The 18,628-nt window shown below is 56.2% G+C and carries 21 protein-coding genes, 1 tRNA gene and 2 pseudogenes; 13 read left to right on the top strand and 11 right to left on the bottom strand.

What is annotated here, in order from left to right; translation table 11 throughout:
* Positions 1 to 19: 19 nt before the first annotated feature.
* A complete protein-coding gene (locus RBB80_RS08675) occupies positions 20 to 793 on the bottom strand; it encodes a hypothetical protein (RefSeq protein ID WP_433967834.1) in 774 nt (257 codons plus the stop codon).
* A 265-nt stretch (positions 794 to 1,058) separates the two neighbouring features.
* On the bottom strand, positions 1,059 to 1,226 hold the full coding sequence (locus RBB80_RS08670; protein WP_433967833.1) for a hypothetical protein: 168 nt from the start codon (positions 1,224 to 1,226) through the stop codon (positions 1,059 to 1,061).
* 1,007 nt (positions 1,227 to 2,233) lie between these two features.
* Here RBB80_RS08670 and RBB80_RS08665 point away from each other — a divergent pair.
* From RBB80_RS08665 to RBB80_RS08640, 6 genes are all read left to right on the top strand, one after another.
* Positions 2,234 to 2,488 carry a cupin domain-containing protein gene (locus RBB80_RS08665; RefSeq protein WP_433967832.1) on the top strand — a complete coding sequence of 85 codons (255 nt, stop codon included), beginning with the start codon at positions 2,234 to 2,236 and terminating at the stop codon, positions 2,486 to 2,488.
* Positions 2,489 to 2,511: 23 nt separating this feature from the next.
* The gene (locus RBB80_RS08660; protein ID WP_433967831.1) at positions 2,512 to 3,279 is read left to right on the top strand and encodes an SDR family NAD(P)-dependent oxidoreductase; all 768 of its coding nucleotides are present in this window, start codon (positions 2,512 to 2,514) and stop codon (positions 3,277 to 3,279) included.
* A gap of 137 nt (positions 3,280 to 3,416) precedes the next feature.
* Positions 3,417 to 3,797 carry a DUF2255 family protein gene (locus RBB80_RS08655; RefSeq protein WP_433967830.1) on the top strand — a complete coding sequence of 127 codons (381 nt, stop codon included), beginning with the start codon at positions 3,417 to 3,419 and terminating at the stop codon, positions 3,795 to 3,797.
* 67 nt (positions 3,798 to 3,864) lie between these two features.
* Entirely contained in the window at positions 3,865 to 4,269 is a 405-nt protein-coding gene (locus RBB80_RS08650; RefSeq protein WP_433967829.1) for a (R)-mandelonitrile lyase, read from the top strand.
* Positions 4,270 to 5,011: 742 nt separating this feature from the next.
* Positions 5,012 to 6,001, top strand: coding sequence for an aldo/keto reductase (locus RBB80_RS08645; protein ID WP_433967828.1), 990 nt, complete (start codon positions 5,012 to 5,014; stop codon positions 5,999 to 6,001).
* A 3-nt stretch (positions 6,002 to 6,004) separates the two neighbouring features.
* On the top strand, positions 6,005 to 6,901 hold the full coding sequence (locus RBB80_RS08640) for an aldo/keto reductase (protein WP_433967827.1): 897 nt from the start codon (positions 6,005 to 6,007) through the stop codon (positions 6,899 to 6,901).
* Between the two features lie 351 nt (positions 6,902 to 7,252).
* Here RBB80_RS08640 and RBB80_RS08635 read toward each other — a convergent pair whose 3' ends face one another.
* The 3 genes from RBB80_RS08635 to RBB80_RS08625 all read right to left on the bottom strand — a co-directional run bounded on the left by RBB80_RS08635 (position 7,253) and on the right by RBB80_RS08625 (position 8,699).
* Positions 7,253 to 7,585 carry a hypothetical protein gene (locus RBB80_RS08635; RefSeq protein ID WP_433967826.1) on the bottom strand — a complete coding sequence of 111 codons (333 nt, stop codon included), beginning with the start codon at positions 7,583 to 7,585 and terminating at the stop codon, positions 7,253 to 7,255.
* Positions 7,561 to 7,812, bottom strand: coding sequence for a TetR/AcrR family transcriptional regulator (locus RBB80_RS08630; protein ID WP_433967825.1), 252 nt, complete (start codon positions 7,810 to 7,812; stop codon positions 7,561 to 7,563). Before RBB80_RS08630 ends, RBB80_RS08635 begins: the two co-directional genes overlap by 25 nt.
* A 497-nt stretch (positions 7,813 to 8,309) precedes the next feature.
* On the bottom strand, positions 8,310 to 8,699 hold the full coding sequence (locus tag RBB80_RS08625) for a hypothetical protein (protein WP_433967824.1): 390 nt from the start codon (positions 8,697 to 8,699) through the stop codon (positions 8,310 to 8,312).
* A 70-nt stretch (positions 8,700 to 8,769) separates the two neighbouring features.
* On the opposite strand from RBB80_RS08625, the pseudogene RBB80_RS08620 reads away from it, so the two are divergent.
* Together RBB80_RS08620 and RBB80_RS08615 are read left to right on the top strand one after the other, a co-directional pair.
* Positions 8,770 to 10,433: pseudogene (locus RBB80_RS08620) on the top strand (DHA2 family efflux MFS transporter permease subunit).
* Between the two features lie 117 nt (positions 10,434 to 10,550).
* Positions 10,551 to 10,835, top strand: coding sequence for a hypothetical protein (locus RBB80_RS08615; protein WP_433967823.1), 285 nt, complete (start codon positions 10,551 to 10,553; stop codon positions 10,833 to 10,835).
* Between the two features lie 218 nt (positions 10,836 to 11,053).
* Here RBB80_RS08615 and RBB80_RS08610 read toward each other — a convergent pair whose 3' ends face one another.
* Complete coding sequence (locus tag RBB80_RS08610; RefSeq protein ID WP_433967822.1) at positions 11,054 to 12,097, bottom strand: hypothetical protein; 1,044 nt, start codon at positions 12,095 to 12,097, stop codon at positions 11,054 to 11,056.
* A gap of 114 nt (positions 12,098 to 12,211) precedes the next feature.
* On the opposite strand from RBB80_RS08610, the pseudogene RBB80_RS08605 reads away from it, so the two are divergent.
* The 3 genes and pseudogenes from RBB80_RS08605 to RBB80_RS08595 all read left to right on the top strand — a co-directional run.
* Positions 12,212 to 12,347 (top strand): annotated as a pseudogene (locus RBB80_RS08605) (transposase); the annotation flags it as partial.
* Entirely contained in the window at positions 12,343 to 12,522 is a 180-nt protein-coding gene (locus RBB80_RS08600; RefSeq protein ID WP_433970148.1) for a hypothetical protein, read from the top strand. The pseudogene RBB80_RS08605 and the gene RBB80_RS08600, both read left to right, overlap by 5 nt.
* A gap of 397 nt (positions 12,523 to 12,919) precedes the next feature.
* The gene (locus RBB80_RS08595; protein ID WP_433967821.1) at positions 12,920 to 13,096 is read left to right on the top strand and encodes a tyrosine-type recombinase/integrase; all 177 of its coding nucleotides are present in this window, start codon (positions 12,920 to 12,922) and stop codon (positions 13,094 to 13,096) included.
* Between the two features lie 73 nt (positions 13,097 to 13,169).
* Here RBB80_RS08595 and RBB80_RS08590 read toward each other — a convergent pair.
* A tRNA-Thr gene (locus tag RBB80_RS08590) sits at positions 13,170 to 13,245 on the bottom strand.
* 105 nt (positions 13,246 to 13,350) lie between these two features.
* Positions 13,351 to 14,244: a LysR substrate-binding domain-containing protein gene (locus RBB80_RS08585; protein WP_433967820.1), complete on the bottom strand. Its 894-nt coding sequence runs from the start codon at positions 14,242 to 14,244 to the stop codon at positions 13,351 to 13,353.
* A 260-nt stretch (positions 14,245 to 14,504) separates the two neighbouring features.
* Between RBB80_RS08585 and RBB80_RS08580 the strand changes: the two genes are divergently transcribed.
* On the top strand, positions 14,505 to 14,798 hold the full coding sequence (locus tag RBB80_RS08580) for a PaaI family thioesterase (protein WP_433967819.1): 294 nt from the start codon (positions 14,505 to 14,507) through the stop codon (positions 14,796 to 14,798).
* On the top strand, positions 14,773 to 15,264 hold the full coding sequence (locus tag RBB80_RS08575; protein WP_433967818.1) for a GNAT family N-acetyltransferase: 492 nt from the start codon (positions 14,773 to 14,775) through the stop codon (positions 15,262 to 15,264). Before RBB80_RS08580 ends, RBB80_RS08575 begins: the two co-directional genes overlap by 26 nt.
* A gap of 685 nt (positions 15,265 to 15,949) precedes the next feature.
* Here the strand turns inward: RBB80_RS08575 and RBB80_RS08570 are convergent.
* The 3 genes from RBB80_RS08570 to fliB form a co-directional block, all read right to left on the bottom strand.
* Entirely contained in the window at positions 15,950 to 16,687 is a 738-nt protein-coding gene (locus RBB80_RS08570) for a DUF6599 family protein (protein ID WP_433967817.1), read from the bottom strand.
* Positions 16,688 to 16,698: 11 nt separating this feature from the next.
* Positions 16,699 to 17,025 carry a hypothetical protein gene (locus tag RBB80_RS08565; protein WP_433967816.1) on the bottom strand — a complete coding sequence of 109 codons (327 nt, stop codon included), beginning with the start codon at positions 17,023 to 17,025 and terminating at the stop codon, positions 16,699 to 16,701.
* A gap of 125 nt (positions 17,026 to 17,150) precedes the next feature.
* Positions 17,151 to 18,413 (bottom strand): flagellin lysine-N-methylase, encoded by a 1,263-nt coding sequence (gene fliB / locus RBB80_RS08560; RefSeq protein ID WP_433967815.1) that lies wholly within the window; start codon positions 18,411 to 18,413, stop codon positions 17,151 to 17,153.
* Positions 18,414 to 18,628: the final 215 nt, after the last annotated feature.

Raw genomic sequence — 18,628 nt, 5'->3', positions numbered from 1 at the left:
TACCCTCCCTACTCACTCATCACTCCGCGCGCGTAGCGTACACACCTTTTACTTCGTCTGTCGAGCGCCCGGTGCCCGGGTAATCGCAGTCGATATAGAGCTCTACCGGACTATGTGCGCTGACGAGGAACTCGAGTACTTGCTGCATGTGCGCATCACCAGTGCCAAAGGGAACGCTGCCTCCACCGGAGACGGCGTCTTTCAAGTCGATTGACGAGATGCTATTGAGGTGCTCCTTGATGAACTCGAGAGCGGATACACCTGCCTTTGTCAGGTCGCCGAGGTCTGGATCGGCTCGCAACCGTGGCGATGCCCGCAGTTGCAGCGCCAGAATCCGCTGATCTGAAACCTGAATGCCAACGAGCAAGCGGTGCCGCTCAGCCGCGGCCGCGACAAGATCAGTCTGAGCTTCCGGCAGCCGGGTGTTGACCACGGTGGCGCCCATGGTTTTCGCCATCAGAAACACACGATCAACCTCCTCGGCAGAACCCCCAAGTGGCGTGGCGTATGCGCGAATCGTGAAACCTTGCTGCTCGAACCGCGCGCGCAGCGCTTCGAAGTACGCCATCGGCACAGAAAGCCGCCATGCCGTGCGGGCTTCGGATTTGCGCTTCTGCTCGTCCCGGTCCTGCGCTGTCGGGGCTTTTGCGGCCCCGCCTAGCATGGAAGCGAAATCGGGATCGAACTCTTCAGGCTCAGCGTGACTAAACAGAAGCTGGCAGTCCCGCATCCCTGTTTCTTTCATGACGCTTAAGATCGCTGGGATTGCCTGGTCACGCTTCAGCGCCCGCAAACTCCACGTATTCAATCCTAAGGGCGGGACTCCTGATGGGGTCGCAAAGCCCGATGGACAAGCATTCCGGACAGGGAAGACCCACTGAGCGACGTTAACGTGTCGACCGGTGCAAGTCCCGCGAGCAAGCTAGGCTTGAGGGAGAAGGCAGCCGCCGCAATGGGAAGGTTGCACAGAAGCGCTTTGGAAAACTTGCGTCGCGAGAAAGCCATCGTATCTCCTGAATAGCTGCGGGGCCTGCGGGGAAGAGGTGCGATAGGTCGCTCTACTGGCCGAGTTCCTCGAGGTATTCGACCTCGAGCGCAGCCATGCAACCTGCACCGGCAGCGGTGATTGGCTGGCGATAACGCCTCTCCTGCACATCTCCGCAAGCATACACGCCATGTAGCTGCACACCCTGCCGAGTCGTAACAACATTGTGTTCCGTTTTCACGTAACCATCGTCGTCAAGATCTATCTGGCCTCTGAACATATCGGGCATTCGGTTCGTGGCCAATTCCGAGAAACATGAACTGGACTTCCAACTCCGAGTGTTCCCCTGTTTTTCGATCCAATAACCTAAGTCCACGGACTGCTTTCTCCTCAACGCCGAGTAATGAAGCTTATTTCCAAACGCCACAAGCCTGCCATTTGCTGTCCGTTGGTGACGTCCCACAAGCACGGTGCGGAGGCATGCATTACGTTGCAGTTCTCTCATACCCTGAAAAATGCCATAGAGAGAAGGTCATGTGACTGTGTTAGTTAGGCCGGATTGAGCCAATCTCATTCTGTCTTTGGCCTGTGATATGGTTGGTCCCCTGGAGGTTTGGGGTGCCGGTAATCAGTACAACGCCGAGTGTGGATCTGACGAGCCGGTACATATCCTGCTCGGCGCCTACGCTCTCGATTTCCCGTTTTCCGACGCTCCGGTGCAGCCGGAAGAAGTTAGCAACTCTAGCGTATCGACAGCGGCTTCGGTCATAACAACTCACATTTGGCAGCAAAAGCCTCATGACGGGTTAGCTCCAGCCTGATCCTACGGTTCGGCAACACCGCTTCTGTTTCATTATCCTTCGCCTTCAAAATAGCGCAATCCCAGGCAACCAGTCGTATTCATCAAATACATCGACCAAACAGGATCGCGTAAACAATTGGCAGGATCAGGGAAGCCCCGGCCCCCGTAACTCGTTAGGCTTGGCAAGGTAAGAAGAAAGGCAAGAACATGAGGAAGTCGATTACGGCTTTGGCCCTCTTGCTCATTTCGGCGGTGCTAACTGGCGCGGCTGCTGCCCAGACGAGCGCACCGCAAATCACGATTACCCCGGCAAGTGCGCAAAAGGTGATTGCAGGCGCCCCCGATCGCTTTACTGGTTCTGTCCGTGTCCAATCGCTCTTCGATGCGACTGATCCGAGCCGGACAAGCGGTGGAGCGGTCACATTCCAACCGGGTTCGCGGTCCGCGTGGCACACACACCCCTTGGCCAAATTCTGATTGTGACGGACGGCGTGGGCTGGATACAGCAATGGGCCGGTCCCGTTCAAGTGATCCGCAAGGGCGATGTTGTTTGGATTCCGGCTGGTGTGAAGCATTGGCATGGAGCCACGCCGACCACCGCGATGACACATATCGCTGTACAGGATAGCCTCAACGGCGTCGCGGTTAATTGGCTCGAGCAGGTCACGGATGAGCAATATCAACATCAAGTCAGCAAGTAAGACAACAATATGGAGATCTGAAGATGAACATTTCATTTGAGAACAAAGTTGCACTCGTGACAGGAGCTGCGTCCGGTCTGGGCTTTGCTACAGCCAAGGCGTTTGCGGAAGCGGGTGCGTCCGTGGTGCTGGCAGACTGGAATGAGAAAGAAGTGCAGGCTGCGGCCAAGAGTCTAAGCGGTAAGGGGCACAATACACTGGGCATCCGCTGTGACGTATCGGATGACTCCCAGGTTGAAGCGATGGTGAAGCAGACAGTTGACACCTTTGGTCGGCTTGACGCAGCCTACAACAATGCCGGCGTCCAAAATGTGTTGGCCGAAACAGCAGACTCTCCTCGCGATGATTACGACCGCGTTATGGGAGTCAACCTGCGCGGCGTGTGGAGCTGCATGAAGTTTGAACTACAGCAGATGCGCAAACAGGGCAGTGGCGCAATCGTGAATTGCTCTTCGCTGGGTGGTCTTATTGGCGGTGCGCAGCGCGGCACGTATCACGCCGCTAAGCATGGCGTGATCGGCTTCACCAAGAGCGCCGCTCTTGAATATGCAGCGCGCGGCATTCGCGTAAACGACGTGTGCCCGGGAATGATTGAAACGCCGATGTTCGACAAGATGATCGCGGAAGGTCAGGGAGAAGAGTTGAAGCATATGCTGAAGACCTTCGTCCCGATGGGCCGCATGGGCAAAGCCGAGGAGATCGCCGATGCCGTCTTGTGGCTCTGTAGCGACGCGGCCAGCTACGTGACCGGTCAATCGATCTCGGTCGATGGTGGCTATGTGATGCGCTAGAGGTATATAGGTATGCGTGGAACTGTACTTCACGGAAGGGAGAACGCCCGACTCGAGGAGGTTTCCAACCAATCGTCAGGGCGTGACGTGAAAGGCGGCAGAAGCAATACTGATATCGAAACGGGGAGATCGCAAGTATGAGTTCTTGGCCGAAAGATGAATTGAAACAAATCGCCGAAACCGACGATCTGTATATCTCACCGTTCCGGGAGGATGGCGTCACGTACGGTACTCCGACCTGGATTTGGTCGGTTGTCGTAGACAACGGGCTGTATGTGCGAGCGTACAACGGCACATCTTCGCGTTGGTATAAGGCCGCGATGCAGCAAAGGCGTGGCCGAATCAGAACCGCGGGGAAAGCTACGGACGTTACATTCGCGCCGGTCGAAGACGGACTAATCAACCAGCAGATCGACGACGCTTATCGGGCAAAGTACAAGAACAGCCGATATCTTCCCCCGATGATCGGCAGGCAGACCCGTTCCGCCACAGTGAAGATCGAACCCCACAACACCTAAGAAGACCATCAACTGTTCCAGCCCGAGTTGTCGAAGGCATGGAGCCCTAATAACTGGAGATAAGATCTTGGACATCAAAAGAGCTGGAACGCAGGCATCCGGCAAGGGGCCGGCAGATTGGTTCACCGGAAACGTGCGCATCGATCCACTGTTTCAAGCGCCTGAACCGGCGCTCGTGTCGGGCGCGAGTGTGACGTTCGAGCCAGGCGCACGGACAGCGTGGCACACTCATCCCCTTGGTCAGACACTCATCGTAACAGGAGGCGCAGGTTGGGTGCAGTTGGAAGGCCAACCGATCCAGGACATCTGTCAGGGTGATGTCATCTGGTTTGCACCCGGTGAGAAGCACTGGCATGGAGCGACTTCTAAAACAGCTATGACCCACATCGCTATCCAGGAAAAACTCGACGGAAAGGTGGTCGATTGGATGGAGCACGTTACAGACGAGCAGTATCTCAAGGATCGCGGATAGTAACGGCAGTGCTTGACCGGATGAAAGAGGAATATCCGCTCTGCTTTTCCTAACGCGACAGTACAGTGAATGATCGCCCGTCGATCAAGTCACTTGTTCCGAACAGCATTTGCGGTTGGTGATCAGCGCCACGACGCAATTGTCTGGCGTGAGAAGTCCTTTTTCGCTACGCTTCGATGTTCCGTTATTTTGAGACATATCGTTTCTCCGTTGGCTTAGTAAAGTTGCATTTTCAAAATCGCTCGTTGTAGTCGTTTGTAATGTCCATGTCTTCGCAACCATTGCGCCTCCGAGCAAAGGCGCAGTGACCCGGCGATACTAGCAACGCTGGGGAGCGAAATAAATTACATGGTGCTGTAAGCCATCCTGGGATTTATCATTCGCGGACCAAGGTCCATTGCGGACGGTGCATTCGTGCAGGATGCAGCTCTTAGTGCGTTGAACCACACGGCAACTTTTGCCATTTAGGTCGGAGTGTGATGTTGAGAAAGGCGAACGCCAAGTGCTTTGGGAAATCGCCGGATACTGGCATTTGGTTCACATGATCTGGATCGAGGCACCTAGGACATGGCGGGCGGTCAGGAACTCGAGAAGTACCGCCGCGATAAGTACAATTAGTGGCGCAGACATGAATACAAGTCGAAGGGACTTTCTCAAAGTCGGTGCGGGTGCTGTGGCTGCGATATCCGGCGTTCCGGGTATCGGGGAACGAACACCAGCGCCAGCAGGGGAGGCGCCAGACATGATTTATCGGAAATTTGGAAGCACGAATGCGCACATTTCCGCTATCGGGCTCGGTGGTCATCATCTCGGCGATTTGCCGACCCTGGACGAGGCAGTGCAACTCATCCACGAGGCGATCGACGCGGGCATTACTTTCTTCGACAACGCCTGGGAATACTACAACGGCAAAACTGAGACCATCCTGGGCAGAGCACTCAGAGACGGGCGCCGCGAAAAAGTTTTCCTGATGACGAAGGTTTGCACTCACGGACGAAGCGCGAAATTAGCCATGCAGATGCTCGAAGATTCGCTGCGTCGCTATCAAACCGATCACCTCGATCTCTGGCAGATCCACGGCATCGTCTACGACAACGACCCCGAATTGGCCTACGCTCAAGGCGGCGTCCTGGAAGCATTCGACCAGGCAAAAAAAGAAGGAAAAGTCAGATTCGTCGGCTTCACCGGTCACAAGGATCCCGCATTTCATCTCAAGATGCTCGAACTCGGTTATCCATTTGACTCAGTGCAGATGCCGCTCAATCCCTTCGACGCCAACTACCATAGCTTTGAGAAGCAGGTCTTGCCCGAGGTGAATCGGCGAGGCATGGCCGCGCTGGGCATGAAGAGCATGGGTGGTACCGCCTGGGGGATAAAAGCCGGCGTCGTCAAGGCTGAGGAGATGTTGCGCTACGCGATGAGCCTGCCCGTCGCGACCACAATTTGCGGCATGGACTCGCTCGACGTGCTCCATCAGAACCTGGGCGTCGTGAGCAGCTTTCAGCCGATGACTGAGACCGAGATGGCAGCGTTGCGCGCTCGTTGCGCGCCGACGGCCGCCGATGGCCGCTTTGAGCCATACAAAGTATCGCTGCGGTATGACAACCCGATGACCCGCATGCCTCATGGATTCCCCTTCGACCACACGCAACGAGAGGTCACAGAGATGCTCGCCAATGCCGACGGCCCCTGGTTAGTGCCGGAGACAACCCCGGAGACCTCGAGGAGATGAACGATGACAGGGCAAATGACAAACAGCAGCTCTCAACAGATTCCTCGCAGGCCGCTCGGAAAAACTGGCGAACAAGTCTCCATCATCGGTCTTGGCGGATATCATCTCGGGGCAGTGCAATCGCGCGAGTTGGCCGTGCGCTTGGTTCAGGAGGCGATCGACGCGGGAGTCACTTTTCTCGACAACGCATGGGAGTACAACGATCACCGTAGTGAAGAATGGATGGGACTTGGTTTGCAGGGAAGGCGAGATAAAGCTTTCCTGATGAGCAAGGTTTGCACCCACGGCCGAGATAAGAAGGTAGCCATGCAACAGTTGGAGGAGTCCCTGAAGCGGTTGGGAACCGATCATTTGGACTTATGGCAGATCCACGAGGTCGTCTACGAAAACGACCCGGACTTGCATTTCGCAAAGGGTGGTGTAGTCGAGGCGCTGGATGAGGCGAAACAGCAGGGCAAGGTTCGCTTTGTTGGCTTCACCGGACATAAGAGCCCGGCGATACATCTCAAGATGCTCGCACATGATTACGCTTTCGATACCGTGCAACTGCCGCTCAACTGTTTTGACGCGACCTACCGTAGCTTCGAGCAGCAGGTGCTTCCTGAACTTCAGCGGCGAGGGATTGCAGCGCTTGGCATGAAGAGCCTCGGGGGTGACGGCCAGCCGATCGTATACGGCGTCGTGAGAGCGGAAGAGGCGCTGCGTTACGCAATGAGCCTGCCAGTCGCGACCACAATTTGCGGTATCGACTCGCTGGACGTGCTGCAACAGAACGTGAAAATTGCCCGCGGCTTCAAACCGCTGACGTCTCAGGAGATGCATGAGCTTCGTGTGAGATGCAGACCTTCTTCGGGGATGGCCATCTCGAGCTGTACAAAACAACAAAAAATACGACGGTAGAGTTGGCCGAGAACAGCATGGCTATCCGCCGCCGGAACAACTCCCGCTTTGAGCCGACCAGTGAAGTACTTCACATCTGGGCGAGATGCAGTATCTAGCGATGGGAGCCGATGAAGTCTGCGTCCGCATCGCCGCCTCTGGACTGCCCCGGGGATTTGTCAAGAAGCGTCAAGACGCCGTTGGATTCGGGAGGCCGTGGCTTTCCCCACTGGAACTCTACCGCTTTGGCCTTCGTTTGGGAGTAATGAGTGGTGATCGGTGGAATAGTGCTAAATCGACAGCACCCCTCTACTAAAGGCATGTTTCCAAATCAATCGTCGCATTGATGGCATTATTGTGCCAGCCGACTATTCATGCGGACGATATCAAATGATCAAACAGCGATTGGATCAGGGTGCGCGTGCTCTTTTGAGAGAGTTCTGCGCCAAGGATTCTCTGGGTGACTGCCAGACCGTGAGCAAGATTGATGATGACCGTGATGAAATCATCCGGCTTCAGTTTCGAAGTGACTTCGGGAGATCGTAGGAGGTCCCTGACAAGCTCGCCTCCGTCGCGAATCTGCTGTCGATGCACTTCAACAAAGCGTTGTCGGATACACTCGCTTCGGAGAGCTCCGGCCTCGAATTCAGCACGGAGCACGATCCAATCATGGTCCGTCATCAGGTCGGCAATGGCGTCCCGCATTTTTTCAGCCGCTTCTTGCCTGAAGGCTCTTCGTTGAGCAAAGAACGAAGGAAATTCAGGTGAAGCGCCTGCTCCTCTTGGAGTACAGCGAGGAACAGCTCTTCCATGCCATCGAAGTTGGAATACAAAGCGCCCCGGGAATAACCGGCATCCTCGGCGATCTTCTCCGCCACCGCCCCACCAAGCCCGTAACGCAGAAAGTGCCTACGCCCCTCGGCGATCAACATAGCACGAGTCTGCGCTCTGCTCTCCTCGCGCGTAAGCCGTTTCCTCGGTTTTGCGCTTCTCACAGGCATTCTACTCCTCTCGGTAGGCACAAATACGATGCATCGACTGGTCCCAAAGAGACGTATGCTACTACCGCGAACGTCTGAATCGAAGTTGCGCCACACGATCCTAAACGCAATGAACACTCTGCATCCAGATACCAAGATAACTTATTTTCTGGAGGTCTTACCTGGACAGCCATTTCCTGGAAGGATTCGGTTGAACCGGCCTTACACCCCAAAGTCCATCACGCGAGATTTTAGGCAACTAAACAATCGAACGAGGGAAACCACAGCTGTGACCGCAATCTCCATGATTGCGAGAGGCCAGGTATGCCATTTGCGATATCTTCCAGGTCGGCTTTCATTCTGGTTTTCACATTGCTTCCTCCGTTCACCTTGCGAGCGGAGACGAGAGAATCGCAATTGCCCGCGGCCTGCTGAAAACTGAAAGGCGGTCAGAGGTGCGCCCATCCCCGGCGTATCAGCGTTACGCCGAATCCGACGCACACAATTGCTGTTACGCGCATCGTTGGTACATATAGCGATCCCAGCCATGCCATGTAAGAAGAAAGCGCAGACTGTCCAGACTTTATACAAAGGCCCCAGATCCCGAAGGCCATGCAGATCAAGCCCAAAACGAAGCAGATCCACTGCTCAACAATCCTGGCGGGTGGAGCGCCTTGCCGTTCGGTCCCTTCCTTCTTCCACGTCCTCCGTCCGGCACTCGATGCGTCGCGGTCGAGGTATCCAGCATCTGCGCGCAGACTGTCGGGGCCGCGATCGAAGACTTGAACTGGATATTTGTCTTTGGTCGGCAATGTTCGGCTTGCGCCTGAATGAGCCATCGTGGCACCTCTTACGCAACAACTCTTACCCTAACATACAATACGATTTCAAATACATGCTGTATATAATATGAATCCATATAGCTTTGGGATACATCGTGTATCCGTAGATCCAGATATTTCCGCCACAGAGAGGAAACCGAATAGTGGCGAAGGTAAGCACCAGCGAGCAATGGAAGCCAAAGGCCAACCCGTGGCTGATCGCGGCGACGGTTGCCTTGGCTGCATTCATGGAGGTCCTCGACACCTCCATTGCCAATGTCGCCCTCCCCACATTGCCGGCGACCTCGGCGCCAGCACTGATCAAGGGACCTGGGTCCTCACCAGCTATCTGGTCTCCAACGCGATCATTCTGCCAGTGGGCGCATGGGCCTCCAGCGTCATCGGCCGCAGAAACTTCTTTCTGCTGTGCATCACCATCTTCACGGTCGCAAGCTTTCTTTGCGGTATCGCCCCGACGCTCCCGGTTTTGCTCCTGGCACGCGTCCTTCAGGGTGTCGGGGGTGGCGGCCTCCAGCCGATGGCGCAGGCCATCATGGCGGATTCCTTCGAAGAAAAAAGCGTGGCCAAGCCTTCGCGCTCTACGGTCTTGTGGCAGTGCTTGCGCCATCCCTTGGGCCGACGATCGGCGGTTGGATCACCGACAACTACTCCTGGCGATGGATCTTCTACATCAATCTGCCGGTTGGCATACTCGCGTTCTTTCTGGTTAGCCGTCTGGTCCAGGATCCGCCGTGGATCAAAGCCGATCGTGCCAATCTCAGGAAACTGGACTACATAGGCCTCGGATTGCTCACAGTCGCCATGGGCGGCATGCAGGTCATGCTCGATAAGGGGGAAGAGAACGACTGGTTTGCCTCTAACTTCATCCGCATCTTCTGCCTTCTATTCGTGGCGGGTATGACCGGCCTGATCTGGTGGCAGTGGCGGGCTAAGAATCCCATCATGAATCTACGGCTATTCAAGTACAAGAATTTCGCTATCTGTTGTTTCCTCATGATTCTGGTCGGCGGCGTCCTGAATGCCGCAACCGTACTTGAGCCCCAGTTCCTGCAGCAACTGATGGGCTACACGGCAACCCGCGCCGGAGAGGCGCTCGCAGGCGGAGGACTTGCCCTGCTCGTCATTATGCCCCTTGCAGGAATAGCTACCGGCAAATTTCCTGCGAGAAACATGGCTGCATTCGGTTTCGTCTGCTTCGCGGGCGCGTTCTATTACACATCCACGCACTTCACACTCACAATGACCTTCGGCTTTGCCTCGTGGTTGCGAATTCTTCAGATGTTCGCGATTCCTTTTGCCTTCATCGCCATTACCACCGCCGCTTATGTCGGGCTTCCAAAGGAGGCGAGCAATCAGGTCTCCGGGATTATCAATTTCGTTCGGAACGTTGGCGGCAGCATCTTCATCGCCATCACTGGAGCGATCGTCACCAACCGTTCTCTCTTCCACCAGGCGCGTCTGCAGGAGTCCATGCAGCCCGGCAATCCCGCCTTCGTCAACCAGGTCAACGCGCTTACCTCCTACTTTGGCGGTAGCGGCAAAGGGCCCGGGCCCGGCCACATGGCACAAGCTGCTATTTATCAGCAACTCAATCAGCAGGCTGCTGCGCAGGGTTATCAGGACATCTACCGTCTGCTCTCTTGGATGGCAATGGGCATGGTGGTATGCGCCTTCATTCTGAGCAAGAACAAGCCTGGACAGGGCGCCCCTGCAGGAGAAGCAATGCACTAGCAACAAAATCTAACCATCAGATCATTACCGCCGCGCGAAATTGTATTTCTAAAGGCTCCGAAATGGTGTCAGAGGCAAAAAACTGACGGACGTTATTCCAACCAGGAGATAGGTTCCATGTGTGATAAAAAAACTAACTCGATTGTTCACGCTCAGAAGGAACCTGTCGAACTGGTTGCCGAGTTCACGATGAAAGCGGAGAGGGAGTTGGCAGCCTTTTACGAGGCAGTATTCAGACGATATGGCTTAGAGGAAGCGAGGATGGCCGCACAGGACTGGATCGAAGAATTGGAGACGATGGACTGGCCCGCCGCGTGGGCCTTTCCGAACTGGCGTCATGTGACGATCGCCGCGGCTGATTGCTTTGCCTTCAGAATCATCGACCATTCTTCAAGCCGATGAGGACCGACCGACCTCCCATCCGCGCTTAGAGTTGATGATGAGCAATGCGGAATTCAAGTAGTCACCGGGATTGGTAATGAGAAGCGCCCATGTCATCAGGAGCGATTATCGGTTGATGACAAATCCCCGAGTCACTCCTCGACGATCAGACGCCTATCCGTACTTCACGAAAACGGGTTATGAGAAACTTCGACCTTGAACTTGTCGCAGATCGGACTTCAAGGGAACTTAGTGGCTCGCACAATGGTGGGTTTTCCGTTTGTGACTTGAAGATACAGAAAATCATGGCCTCCCAAATAGCACATCGCCGATCCAATGAAGTTCGGCGGCATTTCATAGAAACCTTCAGCTTCACCGCTTACAGGGTTGACCATCAACCAGGTCTGGGTTACCGGACCAAAGTACAGCCCCGACGGTTTGTCAGATCCGCTTGCGCTTGCTGAGGCACTGGCGGCCGCAGTGTCGGGATGCGCAAACTCAACAGCAATATGAGCGTCTCCAAATTCAAGGCCTACGATCCAAGAGTCCAGACTAGGTTTTGGAAGCCGGAAGGTTTGGATCAGATCTCCACGAGGGCTGAATTCGCTAATTGCGGAGCCAGTGGTAGCGACGAAGGTGTGAAGTCTACCTGTAGCAATGAAACTCTCAGAGCGGAAGAACAATGGATTGATCGGTTCTCCAAGCACCTCCTGCCGAAGGACTCGCCCGTCAGGAGCGAGCCATACAAGGAGAGGTGCCTCCTTGGCGACAACTGAAGTCTTGCCCACCGGGATAGAACCGGCGACCATCAAGTTTCCTTCGGGAAGGACTGCAAAGGAATGCACGTGGAAGTATCGGGGCAGTTGAAGGGTGGTACGTCTCACCTCCTCGTTGGAGGTCGAAAGTTCGATCAATCGATGATCACTCGCCTCCGAGAAGATGGCGTACAGCGCACCCTCGTAAGTGACGGAATAGTGCCACTCGCCATGCTTGCCGAGATCAGTGGGCAGGCGGGCCTGGTCTAGGTGTTGACCGTCGGCGGAGGCGCGAAGGATATTACCATTTGCAATCTTCCGCCCTAACAGATCGAAGAACACATCTCCTCGGCCATCGCATTGAGTGGAAGTGAAGGAGAAGGGAGCCGTTGAAATGGAATAAGAGTCCTGATGATTCAACACGATTGTTGGTAGGGCCTGACCATTAGGTTGCTGTCCAAGCAACACAGATGCCGAGTGCCAGATTAGTAGAGCGAGGGTAGGTGAGGAGAAATGCGTTAACACCATGAGATGACCTCACGATTCTTTTATAGTGTGAGGTTAAAGCAGATCAATCCCCATGAACGAAGGTCTACGTCGTGGAAGCGTGGCTTTCGGCGACTTCGGCCGTCGGCCTCCAAGGGACGCGAGTTCGCGGCTTGGATGGGCCTGGTGCCCAAGCAGCACTCGACAGGCGGCAAGGCGAAACTATATGGAATTACCAAGCGCGGCAACCTCTACCTCCGCAAGATCTTGATCCATGGTGCTCGTGCGTGGTGTCGCGATCGAAGCGAGACTGCATCGCGATGGGTGCATGGATGACGGCGCTGGAGATGCGAGCGCCGCGTAACCTGCTGATCCTTGCTATGGTGAACAAGCTGGCGCGGATCGCGTGGGCGGAGCTCTCAACCGGCCAGGACTATCGGACTGTTCCGAATGCGATCTCTGCCTAGCCAAGCGTAACAACGATCGATTCCAAGCTCTCCCACCAAGGTCTGCACAGGCGAGTGAAGATGAAAGAACAGTCACAACGGCTTGCCTGAAAACTGTTTTCCGATGAGGCACTCACACGACCGATCGGTTTCGAAGGAAAGGCACGCGGCGTATCTCATCCTGGCCAGGAGAAATACATCTCCACACAAATGCCGGATACATTGACGCAGACTTTCTTCCTCTCAACACTTTTCCCTTGCGGTCAGACGGCGGACCATACATTCCGGCAAGTTCGAATTTTTCCGGCACTCGCCAAACAAGGGACCGCGACCGTCGAGGCCGTCAACCCTCGTCGGCGCCGAACAGAAGCTGCTTCCGATCTCCCCGAACCTCAAACTCTATTGCGCCCGCCACACCTTGGCCACTGACATGCTCGCTGAGGGCATGAATCTAGCTGAGGTCAAAGAGCTGATGGGGCACGAGGATGTGAAGACCACCATGAAGTATCTGCACCCCAATACCAGTAGGTCAGCTGCTGTCGTCAACAAGAGGAATCACTCGAAGTCGCTGCACCTGCTGGAGGCAACAGGCTAAACAGACTCCCACAAAAACTCCCACAGTCGTTCCGTGGGAGGTGAAGAAAATAGCTGTAAGTGATTGGAGGAAATGGAGCCGATGAGCGGAGTTGAACCGCTGACCTACTGATTACGAATCAGTTGCTCTACCAACTGAGCTACATCGGCCTGTCCTTCTATTCTAGCGGCTTCGTGGCCATCCCGCCAAATCTCTGTTTCTCGTCCTTATCAACTCGCGCCACAAGCCCAGCGCGCGCGACCGCCTCGTCGGGGTCAACCCGCAAGATGTTGATTCGCAATCTCAATGAAATTGCTCGCAAGGACACTCTCCGCTCCCACCTTGACGCCGAGATCAACCGAAGTCCGGCACGCCGCCTTCACCTCTCGATACACAGCCCCTGGCATCGCAACCCTTCCAACACAGGCTGGTGCCAGCGACACGCCGAGCCCGGCAGCCACCAGACGCACTAGCGTCAACCACTGCGGCGCATCCTGAACTATGTTCGGACGAAACCCGCTCCGTTCGCAACAGGCGATCGTTCGATCATAGGCGAGCGGCCCCATACGCCGCGCGAACATGATGAACGGTTCTCCCTCCAGCGCCTTCACGCTCAAAGTTCTTCGCCGAGCCAGCGGATGTGCCTCCGGCAATACAGCCACATACTTTTCCTTCAGCAGCGTAGTGATTCGAATCCCCTCAGTCGGGTCTCCATCTCGCAAAAACGCAAGGTCAATCTGACCATTCAGCAGCGCAACGATCTGCGCAGATGTTACGAGTTCGCGCAGACGCAGCTCCACCTTCGGATACCGACGTCGAAAGCTTTGGATAGCAGCGGGCAACTCCGTAAACATCACTGAGCCGCTGAAACCAACTGTCAACGTCCCTTCCTCTCCGCGTCCCAGCCGGCGAACCTGGGCGAGATCCTCGTCCACCTTCTCCATCGTGCTTCGCGCACGTCTGGCGAGCAGATGGCCGGCAGCGGTCAACTTCACCCCGCGTGTCGTCCGCTCAAAGAGAGCGTGACCAAGCATCTGTTCCAAGCGTTTAATCTGCTGGCTCAGCGGAGGCTGCGCCATCCCCAGACGCCTTGCCGCCTTACTGAAATGGAGCGTCTCGGCAACTGCCAAAAAGTAGCGCAGATGGCGCAATTCGATGTGGTCACTCATACGTCGATGATATAGATCTCGATCTTTCAGCTATTGGACATCCCGCGAAACTCCTCGTAGCGTTTAGTTCAGGAGGCGTCGTCAGTGACTCTTTCCGGAACGAAAGACACAACCTGCTTCGTCTGTGGCCCAGACGATCCGCTAGGCCTGCAGGTCCCCTGGAGCCCGTTGGCGAAGCCCGAAGCTCCGCAATATACATCGCGCCCAAAGAGCATCGTGGTTGGAACGGCATCCTCCACGGCGGCATACCCTCCTCCCTCATGGGCGAAGCCTTTGCTTGGTGTCTCTACTTCCAACGCATCCCCGCGGTCACAGCCCGCATCGAGACCAGCTTCCACCAACCCATTCCCATCGGAACGCGCCCGCACATCCGAGCCTGGATTACAGGTCAGCGTCGCAAGCTCTTCGATGCCAGAGCCGAGGTCAGGATAGACAACGCCAATGGCCCGCCCGCTGCAGAATCGACTGCCGTACTCTACCCCGTCCCCCGACAGCAATCCGCAGACCGCAGAATTCAGTGGAGGCTTCATGAACAACACAGCTCTGGAAGTTAAGATCCGAGAGTTTGAACCAGGAGACGAGATCGCCTTCCGCCTCCTCAACGAAGAGTGGATCACCCGCGAGTTCGTCCTCGAGCCGAAAGACGTATACTCCCTCTCCGACCCTCAAGCAACTATCCTCGACCATGGTGGCCGAATCTTCTTCGCCATTCAAAACGGCGAAACCGTTGGCTGCTGCGCTTTGGTCGCGATGAAACCCGGTGAGTTCGAAGTAGCCAAGATGGCAGTGACGCAGGCGTGCCAGGGAACCGGAATCGGACGCAGACTGCTCAAGAGCGTTGTCGAAGAAGCAAGAGTCTCAGGCGCAACTCGTCTCTATCTCGAAACCAACCACAAGCTGACCCCTGCCATCCACCTCTACGAAGCGGTCGGCTTCAGGCGACTCCCGCCGGAGCGTGTCGCACCGTCTCCCTACGCCCGGGCAGATGTCTCGATGGAGCTATCGTTCCCCACTCCCTGACTAAAGTGCCACTCGTCTTCGTTCGACGACTCAGACTCCACGCTCCAAAATCCAGACAAACTAAGCTGCGCGCTCACGGGTCACGGAGGGTCGATACGATCAGAGTCCTCCACTCTAAGATCCATCCCGTCTGCCGGCTCAATGGGCCACACCAGGATCGCGAGAACCGCCGGAGCGATAGCAATTTGAAGCGCCGGATTTAGACCCTCAGACATAAACCGCCCCTTCACGCGAAGAGCCTACTGTCCCTCAGGTCTGCATCGGCCTCAATGTCCCTGCCATCACACAACTCCCACACCTCGCCTGATTTGCTTCCCTGCGCTCTCCCACTTTGGTAACCAATCCCCGCGGAAAATAACCTCCAAAATCCCGTCCGGAAAAGCGAAGAGGCCACCCGGCAACGAGGTGGCCTCTTCTTTAGGGAGAATAGTTCCAACGGAGGCAAAGCCATCAGAACTTTCTGGCGAAATACTAAGTTTGGCGATATGACGTGTCAAGGCCAAAACTCAACTCCTGTAAGTCCCTATTTCTCAATGTTTACGGGGGTTACTAACCTGTCAACAAGTCGCTTTGTTTTCGCCTAATATTCGCTTTAAACCCTTTCGTCAAGACCCCAACGACATTCCTATCAGCCGCTTAGCTCGGCCGCTGCACCAATCTCAGTGCAGATTTGGCACCCGCTCGATTATCCTCCGTGCTCAACCCCGGACCCCTCGGTATGAATCCGAGCCGCACTTCCGCTCAAATCGATCCGGAGAAACTCCGGCTCAGTCGCCGCCGGCTTACCCTGAAGTACCCTGATCGCAGCCCGTCCGCCACCCAGAAACAACGCCAGAATCACCGCCGCCAAAGCCCCCAACCCGCAGAACACCAGGATGCTGGTCAGCAGGCTCACAGTCTTCCTGATCTCCGCATGAAACTCCGGCGGCATCGCCTTGTTCCACGTCACCTCGCTCCGCAGATGAATCCCCTCCACGAGCCTCTGCGCCTCGGCCGCGTTCCATGCGCCTGTCGTCATCAGCACCAGCGGCCCCTCACGCCTCAGCTTCACGGTCCCGGCGGCACCACCCTCCTGGTTCATCTCCGCCTCAATCTGCCGCCCGTGGTCGCCCGCAATCTGCGGCGTCGGGTAGAGCAGCATCGTCAGCGTACCCTTGCCCTCGTACTTCGCCGTCACCACCTCGGCAGCCTTGTCGAAGCCAATAATCTCCGGCGGCAGCACCCCGCCCATCGCCCTATACCCCACCGGCCCCACCGCATACCGTTCCGAGCCTTTCTCCAGACCCTTCGTCGGCAGATAAGTCGGCAGCAGTGGAGACATCCCCTTCGGTCCCCCCACCTTCGGCAGCCCGACCTCCACCGTCCGCAGAAGCGCCTCAGCCGAAGCCGGACTGCCCTTCAAATTCGCGACCACGACGGACACCCCACTCCGCACTACATAGGGCGCGCTCTTATGCAGATAGTCATACGCCGCGGCCGCCCCGTAGCATCTTCAAACTGGTAAACCGTTACCGTGCCGTTTGCGCCCGGACTCTGCGGCCCTCCCCGCTCAAACCGGCGAATCCCATCCTCCACCAACACCGGCCCATCGGCCCCACTCCACGAAGGAGCACCGGTACCCGCATCATGATCAACCACTCCCCGCAGCGACTCCGGCAACAGCGGCGTCGGCGGCTCCGCCAACAGCACCTGCGGCGTCTGTCCCTCCAGCGAAGTCACAGAGGCGCCCATCACCACCAGCCCCAGCACGGCCGTCGACACAACCCGCATCCGAGAAAGAAAACCCATACGTTGGTCAGACTACACCAGCGCCCGAACGTAAGCCTAGAGCCTCCTCCCTCAGTTCCATGCCGCTCAAAACCCGAGAACGATCCACCAACCTCATCCTAAGAAAACTTCAAAAGTGTCGCGATCCCCTGCGGATCTCCTAATCCCCTGCTCTCTATCAATTGATTGATCTCTTTTAAATAGCTCGGACTATGCTCCACGGTCTTCGAGAAAGACTGCACCAGCCTGACGACGTGCTCCTCCCCAAACGCATCCCGCGCATGACCCGCCATCCCAACCAGCAGACCGTATACCATCGCATACTGAGTCACCATCAACAGGAACTCCCCAAAGATTCCCTGCGGAGTAATGTGCGCGCTCGCCTCGCGGCCAAAGGGAAACAGCGTCCGATAGACATAGTTCAGCAGATAGTTCTCCAGAATATGCGGGCGCTCGGCAAAGAACGGCGCACAGTACTGCGCCTCCGCTTCCACATAGTGCAGCGCATCACTCGCCGAAGTGGATCCCGCTGAGTACCCAATGCCCTGCAGAAACTCGTCGAAGCACTCCAGAAAGCGTTGCCCGCATGAGCCCGCCCGAATCCTCTGGTCAATCAGCCGAAGCACCACATCCAGCTGCACCGCAGGCTGCACCGGAACCATCTCCAGTTTGTCGCGCAGCGCCCCACTCTCCAATAACTCCCAATAGCTGCCGAGTATCTGCGGGACGGCATCGTCCTCCTGCGCCGTAGTCACTTCATTCAGCCGCTTCGAAAGCATCCCAAGCAAAAACAGCCGCTGCCACATCGGGCGCCCGCGATCCTGAATCATCGCCACCACCAGATCCCGAACCTCCCAGAAGTACCGGATCGGTTTATGAATCGAACCCTCCCCGGTAGCCAGACGCGAAAACTGATCACTTCGAAAGTGAGCCGACGAAGCATCGCCCACCGCCCGCGTCGAGTCCGCATCGAGCAGCACCTGCCGAGCCGCCTGCGGGCACGACAGATATAACGAAATCTCAAGCTCGTTCTCCACGCTGTTCAGCGCGCGAGGATAGGTCGAACAGGTAGCCGACAGATGTGCAGAGCCATACTCCTTCTGCACGCCGCAAAGCCGCTCGGCCGAAAGAAACGGACACCGGCCCGATGCGTTCGGCTTGATCCGCGCATAAAGCGATTCCGTAGCGCCAACGGGAAGAATCGAGACATACTCCTTCACCAGCGCACCCAGATTCTCCTCCGGAAACTCCTGATATCCCTCGTAAGTCTTCTTGTCCACAAGAACGCTCATGCCGTGACAACAGGAGTCCTCGCACTCAGTCCCAATACAGTGAAAGGCACTCCCGTACTGCGGTTGAATCTTCTGCGTCTCAGGCCTCATGGACCTCCTCACTGAAGAACGCCATCACCGCGTCGAAACAACGAGGCAAGCTGCGCATCTTCATGCGGAAAATCTCCGCGACGAGGTAAAAGCAAACGCGCCGCCATCCCTGAATCATCCAGATTGGAAGAATCTAAGAATCGCGCACCCATCGCGCCGCCGAATCTTCCTCCGTATTTAATAGTCGTGTCTTTTTGTTGTCATTCCGCACCCTG

This window comes from Tunturiibacter gelidiferens (assembly GCF_051013345.1).
Classification (GTDB): domain Bacteria; phylum Acidobacteriota; class Terriglobia; order Terriglobales; family Acidobacteriaceae; genus Edaphobacter; species Edaphobacter gelidiferens_A.
The sequence above is the reverse complement of the archived record's forward strand: the minus strand, read 5'-3'. Positions and strand labels throughout refer to the sequence as shown.

Bases quoted from the DNA above. Each gene is read 5' to 3' on its own strand.
- RBB80_RS08660 (WP_433967831.1), top strand. From the start codon at position 2,512: ATGAACATTTCATTTGAGAACAAAGTTGCACTCGTGACAGGAGCTGCG.
- RBB80_RS08655 (WP_433967830.1), top strand. From the start codon at position 3,417: ATGAGTTCTTGGCCGAAAGATGAATTGAAACAAATCGCCGAAACCGAC.
- RBB80_RS08645 (WP_433967828.1), top strand. From the start codon at position 5,012: ATGATTTATCGGAAATTTGGAAGCACGAATGCGCACATTTCCGCTATC.
- RBB80_RS08640 (WP_433967827.1), top strand. From the start codon at position 6,005: ATGACAGGGCAAATGACAAACAGCAGCTCTCAACAGATTCCTCGCAGG.
- RBB80_RS08635 (WP_433967826.1), bottom strand. From the start codon at position 7,585: ATGCGGGACGCCATTGCCGACCTGATGACGGACCATGATTGGATCGTG.
- RBB80_RS08630 (WP_433967825.1), bottom strand. From the start codon at position 7,812: ATGTTGATCGCCGAGGGGCGTAGGCACTTTCTGCGTTACGGGCTTGGT.
- RBB80_RS08625 (WP_433967824.1), bottom strand. From the start codon at position 8,699: ATGGCTCATTCAGGCGCAAGCCGAACATTGCCGACCAAAGACAAATAT.
- RBB80_RS08615 (WP_433967823.1), top strand. From the start codon at position 10,551: ATGTGTGATAAAAAAACTAACTCGATTGTTCACGCTCAGAAGGAACCT.
- RBB80_RS08610 (WP_433967822.1), bottom strand. From the start codon at position 12,097: ATGGTGTTAACGCATTTCTCCTCACCTACCCTCGCTCTACTAATCTGG.
- RBB80_RS08585 (WP_433967820.1), bottom strand. From the start codon at position 14,244: ATGAGTGACCACATCGAATTGCGCCATCTGCGCTACTTTTTGGCAGTT.
- RBB80_RS08580 (WP_433967819.1), top strand. From the start codon at position 14,505: ATGGGCGAAGCCTTTGCTTGGTGTCTCTACTTCCAACGCATCCCCGCG.
- RBB80_RS08575 (WP_433967818.1), top strand. From the start codon at position 14,773: ATGAACAACACAGCTCTGGAAGTTAAGATCCGAGAGTTTGAACCAGGA.
- fliB (WP_433967815.1), bottom strand. From the start codon at position 18,413: ATGAGGCCTGAGACGCAGAAGATTCAACCGCAGTACGGGAGTGCCTTT.